The organism is Microcoleus sp. BM001215392, assembly GCF_036700185.1.
Lineage (GTDB): Bacteria > Cyanobacteriota > Cyanobacteriia > Cyanobacteriales > Microcoleaceae > Microcoleus.
Map to the genome: position 1 here is coordinate 1 of NZ_JAUBOJ010000335.1, position 8,705 is coordinate 8,705.

Sequence of the window (8,705 nt, forward strand, 5' to 3'; positions counted from 1 at the left end):
ATCAACTGTCAACTGTCAACTGCTTTCGGAGTCAACTGTCAACTGTCAACTGCTACAGCGGTTCCCGCTGTTATGAGGTACGATCAATAATAATTATCATTATGTAATCAAAGCTAATGAAAGCATATTCACTCGATCTTAGAGAAAAAATAGTGACAGCATATTTAGTAGGCAAAATGTCAATCAGGAAAGTAGCAACCCAATTTGGTGTCACTAAAAGTCTAGTTCAAAAACTGGTTAAGCAACAACAAACTGAGGGAAATTTACAACCCAAACAAAGAGGAAAACCGCAATTCAGCCATCTGACTTCTTCAGATGTAGAAGTCAGAGCACTGGTAGCAGAGCATCCCGATGCCACATTGGTTGAGTTCTGTGAATTATTTGCAGAAAAGACTGGAAATTGGGTGAGTCGGGCAGCAATGTGTCGCTGCTTACAAAAATTAGAGCTAAATCGCAAAAAAAAAACATGGTATAGTAGCCAAGCTAGGACAGAAAGAGTCCAAAATTTGAGAGTAGAGTATTGGGAGAAAATCAAGGATATCGAGCCAGAAAACCTAGTATTTTTGGATGAAACAGGTATTCTACTGGGTTTAGCCAGAACTCATTCTCGCTCTATGCCTGGAACAAGAGTTACTGATATCAAACCATTTTATCGAGGGGCAAAGGTCACTGCTATTGGCGCAATTACTATTAATAAAGTGCTAGCATTAATGACAATGAATGATTCAATGGACGGAGCAGCATTTGCCGTATTTATTGAGAAATTTTTATGTCCTGAATTATGGAAAGGAGCAGTAGTAGTTATGGATAATTTACCCGCCCATAAATTAGCATCAATTGTGCCAATGATTGAATCTGTAGGTGCGAGTGTAATTTGCTTATCTCCGTATTCTCCAGATTTTAACCCCATTGAACTTTGGTGGTCACAACTCAAATCTTTTTTACGAAGTTTCGCTCCAACTACCACATCAATGATTGATAAAATTATTGCAGTTGCCCTCAAGTTAATGAACCCTAAACATTTAAGAAATTGGTTTGCTAATTGCTGCTACTGTACCTCATAACAGCGGGAACCGCTGTATGACTGAAAAAACAACCCGATTTCTTGGAGAAACCGGGTTGCTCAATACCCTAAAAGTTTTAAGTTTGATCAAGTTTTGATTGTTAACTCAAAACTCTCACAACTTAAAACTCTTGAGATTTGGCTGCTGTTTTTTCCCGATCGATCTTTAAGATCAATACACCCAAAGGCGGCAAACACAAGTCGATCGAATAAGCACTGTTGTGGAACCACCACTCATCAGTCCACTTACCACCCAAATTCCCCATATTGCTGCCGCCGTACTCCCGTGCGTCGCTGTTAAACAACTCCGTATAGAAACCCGGTTCCGGCACTCCTACGCGATAGTGAGAGTGTGGCTGCGGCGTAAAATTGCATACAGTAATCACAAACTGATCGCCATCCTTCTCGCGGCGCACAAAGGCCACCACGCTGTGCCGATTGTCGCTGCAATCAATCCACTCAAACCCATCCTCAGCAAAATCTTGACTGTAAAGTGCCGTTTCGCTGCGATACAAATGGTTCAAATCCTTGAAAAACAGCTTCAACTTTTGGTGCGGCTCAAATTGCAGCAAATCCCACTGCAAATCTCCCCAAACGTTCCATTCTTGCCACTGGCCGAACTCCATCCCCATAAACATCGTTTTCTTGCCGGGATGAGCAAACATAAATGTAAACAAACACCGGACGTTTGCAAACTTTTGCCATTCATCTCCTGGCATTTTCCCGATGATGTGAGCTTTGCCGTGGACTACCTCATCGTGGGACAACGCCAGCATAAAATTCTCGCTGTGGTTGTACCACATACTGAAAGTGATGTTGTTCTGGTGGAACTGGCGGAACCACGGGTCCATGTGGTAGTAGTCGAGCATATCGTGCATCCAACCCATGTTCCATTTCAGGTTGAAGCCCAAACCCCCAACATAAGTCGGCCAAGATACCATCGGCCAAGAGGTAGATTCTTCGGCGATCGACAGCGATCCTGGAAAATAGCTAAAAATGACGTGATTTGCCTGGCGCAGAAAATCTGCCGCCTCGATATTTTCGCGTCCACCGTACTGGTTTGTCAGCCATTCTCCGGGTTCGCGGCAGTAATCTAAGTACAACATCGAGGCTACTGCGTCTACGCGAATCCCGTCGATGTGATACTTGTCAAACCAGAACAGGGCATTTGAAACTAGGAAATTCCGCACTTCGTTGCGGCCGTAGTTAAATACTAGGGTTCCCCACTCTTTGTGTTCGCCCTTGCGGGGATCGGCGTGTTCGTACAAGTGAGTTCCGTCAAAGAAGGCTAAGCCGTGGCCGTCTTTGGGGAAATGTCCCGGTACCCAGTCTACCAGTACGCCAATGCCGCTGGCGTGGCATTGGTCAACAAAATACATGAAATCTTCGGGTGTGCCGTAGCGGGATGTTGGGGCGAAATAGCCTGTTACTTGATAGCCCCAAGAACCGTCGAAGGGATGTTCGGAGATCGGCAACATTTCGATGTGGGTGAATCCTAAGTCTTTGACGTACGGAATCAGCCTCGTGGCTAATTCGCGGTAAGTCAGAAACCGCGCGCCCGGCTTCAGTTCCGAAACCTGCACTGCTGGTTCTATTTCACCATTTGGCCCGATCGCGGGTTCGTCGGTACTGGCGTGCAGCCAAGAACCGATGTGGCATTCGTAAACCGAAACTGGCTGCGTCAGTTGGTCTGTGTGCCGCCGCTGTTCGATCCAAGCGCTATCGTGCCAAGTGTAGGTATCTAAGTCGGTGACAATTGAGGCTGTTTTCGGTCGAACTTCTTGCTGGAAACCGTAGGGGTCTGATTTTTCATAGGGATGTCCGTCTTGGTTTTTCACTTCGTATTTGTAGTGAGTTCCGTAGGATAGTCCCGGAATGAATAATTCCCAGATGCCGTTTTGGGATTTCCGCATTTGATGTTTGCGGCCGTCCCACAGGTTGAAATCGCCTAATACTGATACGTTGCGGGCATTCGGAGCCCAAACTGCAAAATATACTCCTGTAATGCCGTCTACTTCGGTGAAGTGGGCTCCTAGTTTTTCGTAAATCCGGTGGTGGTTGCCTTCTGAGAATAGGTGAAGGTCAAATTCTGTGAGTTTTGGCGATCGAAAGGCGTAGGGATCGTAGATAAAGCGTTCGTGTTCCCCTTCTTTGACCCGCAGTTGATAGTTTGCTAGTTCTGGGGTGTCGATCGTACATTCAAAAAAGTGAGGGTGATGCTCTGATTTCATCGAATATTCGGCTCTAGCCTCCGGCAAAACTACCGATACCGCATCCGCATTTGGCAGATAAGCTCGGACGGCCCAGACTTTTTTGCCATTTTCTTCGATCGCGTGGGGGCCTAGGACTTCAAATGGATCGTGGTGCTGATTCCACACAATCCGGTCAATCTGTTCAAAGGGGACGGTCGCCGGCATAAAACTACTTACCTCAATCTTTTGACTAAATGGCTTTCAAAACCTAGAGCTGCGGTGCACTTTACATTTGGATACGTGAGCCGCTCATCCTACTGCGCCAGCTTGGTCGCCAGAGCGCGCGAGGAAGGCCGAGCGGGCTACCAAGCTGTGATTTTACTGCTCAGACCTAACATCTAAGTATAGAAATATTAAAACAAATTGAAAAATTTATATTTTTTCCCTAATCTTCTTGATTTTTTTTGACTTTTGTGGTAGCTATTTTTTTTAAGATTTTATGGTTTGCCAACCTAAAAACTTCCATGAGAGTGAGTTTTACCCAAAACTGAATCAGGAGCGATCGCGCTGAATGTTCAGGCAGGGGCGATCGGCGAGTGGGGGGCGGTTTCCAATCCCGGAGGCAGGGTTTCCCCGCAGAGTGAGTGAATTTGGGCAATCCGCTCAAACAACCAAGGATACTCAAGGCGGTATTGAGGAATCAAAGCTAAAGGACTCAGCAGGGCCGCAGCAGTAATATCTGCCACAGTCAAGGAATCGCCTACCAAAAAATCACCTTGGCCCCAGCGACGGTGGCGCAACCAATTTAAAGCAGCTTTCAGGCGCAACTGAGCGAGTTTGGCCGATGCTGGGTTAATGCCGAACTGGCGGCGGGCTAGCTGAATCACTAATTGACTCAAGACAGAGGGGTCGATTTGCTTGCCCGCACCAGCGCGAAACTCGTAGTAAACAAATCGAGTGGCGATGCCGATGCTTTCATCGAGCCAGTCTTCGATCGTCCAAGCCTCAGCTTGCAAACTCTCATCTGCAGGCAACAGTGACGGCTCCCGAAAGCGAGATTCGATCGACTGCAAGATTTGCGTCGAGTCAGCGATCGCCTCCGGTTCACCGTCGAGTTGAGGCAGCAGCACGGGCACTGTTCTCAAACCCCCCGTCAGAGGCTTGAGTTTCAAAACGTGCAAGCCGGGAGTCAAATTTTTAACTTGAAAGGGGATGCCCTTATAACCAAGCGCTAAGCGGACTTTTCGGCAGTAAGGGGACGTACTGAACTGTAGTAAAAGCATCTGACAATAAATAACACCCAACTTGAGGCCTAGACTGATGAGATTGAAAAATGCGAAGAGCGAACCATTTTTCACCCGCAGGCTAGGCCCGTTGGGGTTTTACTCCGCGATCCCCTAGTTAGGGCTTTTTAGGAGAGGGAGAAGTAGTGGCTGCTGGAGACTTTTCAGCCCCAGGAGACTTCTCAGCTCCAGGAGTAGCCTTTGGAGTTTCCTTTGGTGCTGGAGCAGAAACAGGAGGAGGAGTAGTAGTGCTGCCACCAGGAGTGGGGCTAGCGCCGCCGCCACTGCCTCCCTCACCGCCGCAAGCGCCCAGGGCTGCTGCAATGCCCATTACCAAAGTCAAACGAATTAATCCCTTGTTCATAAACACTCCTTAACATTCAAAACCCATCGCAAGGAAGGGAATAGTGTACTTGAGAAACAATGCTGGCACGAATAGATCGACGATTCGCTCGTTGATTACAATACTGCATTTATTAATAAATTTCACATTGATTCTGGCGAACCGGCAAAAAATTCATTTTTTTTGGCAAATCCTGAAGTAAAAGTGACCAGTGGTAGGATGGGTTGGTTGGTTTGTGAGGTATCTTTAGGTAGGATAACCGATCGACCACAGATTGTCCTAAATTGGCGGCGATCGCCCGCAAGAAACAAGTCTTAAGCTCAATCAAACGGCTATCTGCCCCCACTTTACGTATTAGTGAACTCTATGACCGCTGCTATCAGATCCCCGGATTCTCGCCGCAGGCCCGCTGCCCGCAAGCCCGCGATCGCGCCTGCCAACAGCAAAGTTACTTCAATTGCCCGAGCTAGGCGAGCCAAGACGGGGCCGCAATTGCCGAACTACTTGGCCGCCGACGAACAGCCAGGGCCTCAGGCTCGCCCCGGATCGTCGGTGCTGAAAGTTCTGCCGGATCGTCAGTGGCAGCCAGTATGGCTGCGATCGCTCCTGCAAGTGCAGCGAGCATCTTCAGCCTTAGCGCTTCTGCTGTTGGGCGGTTCTTTGAGTCTCTACGGCTTGACTGTTTACAGCGAGCAGCGCTGGAGTCAGGAGTATCAAAAGCTGGAAACTCTGCGCCTGCGGGAGCAGCAGTTGAGTGCCGCCAGCGAAGTCTTGAAACACCAACTTGCTAAAGAAGCCCAAAATCCAGAGACCGGTTTGACTCCGCAGAATCCTGCGGACACGATTTTTTTACCGCCGGCACAGGAGCAGCGCTCGCCCCAGGCGGCACAAAACTCTGAACCCGCTCTCAAAAAGACCGCTGGTGTGGAAACACCGCTGGGCTATTGAGGCAATTGCCAGGCGAGGCGAGGCTTTTCTGGGGCAGAATGTCCCAGACTCCCAGATTTTAAGGGTGTAACTTGCCATTCAATTTCAGAGGCTTTCTGTTGCTTCGTATTTGACTTTTGTGCAAGTCCCGATCGATTTCGGTCTCCATCGCCGAGATTAAAAGTTAAAAATAAGTAACTTGCTGTTGAATTTTTAATTTTTAATTTTTAATTTTATGAGCTACGACCCCCGTTTTGACCGCTACAGATCGCCCAACTTCAAACGCCCAAAACAACAGTCGGGTTTCGGCAGTTGGTGGGGAAAAAAAACCAAACCCAAAGTTTCCGGCGCCAAGGGCGCGAGGCCACAACAGGCGGCGCAGCCTTGGCCCGGGCGGCCGCTTGTGCGCTCAAAACCCAGCAAGTTCCGCTTGTGGGCTGTGTGGGCCGTGTTGGTGCTGGGGGGGATAGGGCTGGCGGTGAATTTGTTTTATTTACAGGTGACGCGAGCTCCGGCACTGCGCAAACAAGCCGAACAACAGCAAACTCTCAAAACAAAGCCGTTTGTCCCCAGACGCCCGATTGTTGACCGCACGGGGAATGTTTTGGCGATCGACAGACAGGTATACACTCTCTACGCTCACCCGAAGCTCTTCAAACAGTCGAAGGCCGAAATTGCCGCCTCATTGGCTCCGATGCTGCCGATCGAACGGAGTCCGGGGAATACGCCTGAAACAGAACTGCTGCGCCGGTTTAATCTCGCCGAAAGCGGTATTACAATTGCAGATTCCCTGGCCCAAGAAGTTGCCGATCGCATCAACCGGATGCAAATTAAGAATTCTCCGGTAGAAGGATTGGAGTTGCTGCGCCAGCAGCAGCGTTTTTACCCGCAGCAGGAGTTGGCGGCGGATATCCTCGGTTATGTGGATGGGGAACGCAAGGGACAAGCAGGCGTGGAATACAGCCAGCAGAATTTGCTGGAACGATCGATGCCGTCAATTCAATTTAGCAGGTCGAGCGATGGAAATTGGGTTCCCGATCGGCTGACGGCAGGATTTGTGCAGCTTGATGATTTGAAGTTGCAACTGACCATCGACAGCCGCTTGCAGCGGGCGGCCCGGGTAGCTCTCAAGGAAAAAATGCAGAAACACGAGGCAAAGCGGGGCACGGTGATCGTGATGGATGCCAACAACGGAGAGTTGCTGTCAGTCGTAGCCGAACCTTCTTATGACCCGAATCAATATTTTAATTTCGATTTATCGCGCTATAAAAATTGGGCTGTGACAGATGTTTACGAGCCTGGTTCGACTTTTAAAGCGATTAATGTGGCGATCGCCCTAGAAGCAGGTACGGTCAAACCTAACACCGTGTTTAACGACGAAGGTCGGATTTACATGGATGTCTGGACGATCCAAAATTCCGATTACCAATCAGCCGGAGCGCGCGGGCCTTCGACAGTGACCGAGATTTTGAAACATTCTAGCAATGTGGGCATGGTGCACGTAATGAAAACCATGAAATCTTCTCTTTACTATCAAGCTTTACAAAAACTCGGACTGGGACAAACTGCGGGAACAGATTTGCCTTTTGAAGTAAGCAGTCAGCTTAAAAATCGAGACCAATTTATCAATTCTCCCGTGGAATCTGCTACTACTGCTTTTGGTCAAGGTTTTTCAATTACTCCCATGCAGTTGGTACAGCTTAACGGGGCTTTAGCCAACGGCGGCAAGTTAGTAACTCCTCACGTTGTGCGGGGACTTTTCGATCGCGAAGGTCAAGCTTTTTGGAAGCTTCCGAGGGCTGTTCCCAAGCAAGTTTTTTCCCCGGAAACTACAAAAAAAGTGATTGAGATGATGGAAGGTGTGGTGGATGGCGGTACGGGGAAAGCTGCACAGATTCCTGGGTATCGGATTGCTGGGAAAACGGGCACAGCTCAAAAAGCTAATGCTGGTGGGGGTTATTCTAATAAAGCAATTATTACTAGCTTTGTGGGGATTATGCCTGCGGATGCTCCTCGCTATGTGGTGCTGGCGGTGATTGACGAGCCTAAGGGCGGCACGGGTGGAACGGTGGCGGCGCCGATTGTGGAGTCGGTGATGGAGGCGCTAATTTCGATCGAGAAGATTGGGCCGAGCAAAAAGTAGGAAGCGCGGATGAGATTATAGGATGGTAGAGATTTGAGCGAGATCCCTTTTGATTGGATCGCGGGATCTCGCTCTTTTGAATCTGAGAGAGAAGTGCGATCGCTTACTTATGAACTGAGCGCTAATGGTTGTTTAGCTAATTTGTCGATCGCGATCGATCGACAAACAGCTTCAATTTTGTTGTTTCCCCCAATCTCAAATAACAAATGCAGCCACTCATGGGGAGAAAAAGATAGATTTTCTAACCAAGGAGAGGGAGAAATTTGCCCCCAACCGACGATAGTGCCGAGGTTCGCAGGCTTTCGATCTAACTCATCAGGATTTGGGTTGAGTTGTACATCCAGTCGAATGCAGGTTTTGAGGATAATGTTTAAAAATTGGTCATTGGTAGCAACTTCAGAAGTAGAATTAGTTGAATTGAGCTGCCAATAGTAGTTGAGATTGAGGACATAATCATAGGGAAATTCCCACCCCATAGACAGCACTTCTGATTCGGTAAAATCGTATTGTTGCCAAATTTCTTCAAAATTCATAGTTTGACGAATAAAGGGTATTAAGGGAGCAAAATAAAGTGGGTATCTGCACGACTTCCGGGTTTTTCTGATGCGTTTAGCGGTTGTTCTGCGGGTGCACCTCCTCCCGCGCCACTGTAAACGCGAGCATAGGATGAACCATCAGGTTGAGTCATAATTCTGACACTAGACAAGAGTGCAAAAATCCTAGAAGGGCGTAGCATTTGGACATAAAATCTTAG

The 8,705-nt window shown here is 48.3% G+C and carries 9 protein-coding genes; 3 read left to right on the plus strand and 6 right to left on the minus strand.

What is annotated here, in order from left to right; all coding sequences use genetic code 11:
* Window positions 1–116: 116 nt before the first annotated feature.
* Window positions 117–1,064 carry an IS630 family transposase gene (locus QT974_RS26730; RefSeq protein WP_333471437.1) on the plus strand — a complete coding sequence of 316 codons (948 nt, stop codon included), beginning with the start codon at window positions 117–119 and terminating at the stop codon, window positions 1,062–1,064.
* Window positions 1,065–1,185: 121 nt separating this feature from the next.
* Here QT974_RS26730 and glgB read toward each other — a convergent pair whose 3' ends face one another.
* The 4 genes from glgB to QT974_RS26750 form a co-directional block, all read right to left on the minus strand.
* On the minus strand, window positions 1,186–3,480 hold the full coding sequence (gene glgB / locus QT974_RS26735) for a 1,4-alpha-glucan branching enzyme (RefSeq protein WP_333471438.1): 2,295 nt from the start codon (window positions 3,478–3,480) through the stop codon (window positions 1,186–1,188).
* A gap of 350 nt (window positions 3,481–3,830) precedes the next feature.
* Window positions 3,831–4,538: a glutathione S-transferase family protein gene (locus QT974_RS26740; protein ID WP_333471439.1), complete on the minus strand. Its 708-nt coding sequence runs from the start codon at window positions 4,536–4,538 to the stop codon at window positions 3,831–3,833.
* A gap of 118 nt (window positions 4,539–4,656) precedes the next feature.
* On the minus strand, window positions 4,657–4,902 hold the full coding sequence (locus tag QT974_RS26745) for a serine protease (protein WP_333471440.1): 246 nt from the start codon (window positions 4,900–4,902) through the stop codon (window positions 4,657–4,659).
* A gap of 112 nt (window positions 4,903–5,014) precedes the next feature.
* The gene (locus QT974_RS26750) at window positions 5,015–5,227 is read right to left on the minus strand and encodes a hypothetical protein (RefSeq protein WP_333471441.1); all 213 of its coding nucleotides are present in this window, start codon (window positions 5,225–5,227) and stop codon (window positions 5,015–5,017) included.
* Window positions 5,228–5,247: 20 nt separating this feature from the next.
* On the opposite strand from QT974_RS26750, the gene QT974_RS26755 reads away from it, so the two are divergent.
* On the plus strand, window positions 5,248–5,829 hold the full coding sequence (locus QT974_RS26755) for a hypothetical protein (protein ID WP_333471442.1): 582 nt from the start codon (window positions 5,248–5,250) through the stop codon (window positions 5,827–5,829).
* A gap of 214 nt (window positions 5,830–6,043) precedes the next feature.
* Window positions 6,044–7,951, plus strand: a complete 1,908-nt coding sequence (locus QT974_RS26760; RefSeq protein WP_333471443.1) for a peptidoglycan D,D-transpeptidase FtsI family protein — start codon at window positions 6,044–6,046, stop codon at window positions 7,949–7,951.
* A gap of 107 nt (window positions 7,952–8,058) precedes the next feature.
* Here the strand turns inward: QT974_RS26760 and QT974_RS26765 are convergent, their stop codons facing one another.
* Both QT974_RS26765 and QT974_RS26770 read right to left on the minus strand, forming a co-directional pair.
* On the minus strand, window positions 8,059–8,484 hold the full coding sequence (locus QT974_RS26765) for a hypothetical protein (protein ID WP_333471444.1): 426 nt from the start codon (window positions 8,482–8,484) through the stop codon (window positions 8,059–8,061).
* A gap of 20 nt (window positions 8,485–8,504) precedes the next feature.
* Window positions 8,505–8,705 (minus strand): hypothetical protein (locus QT974_RS26770; protein ID WP_333471445.1); only part of this gene is annotated, 201 nt, incomplete at its 5' end.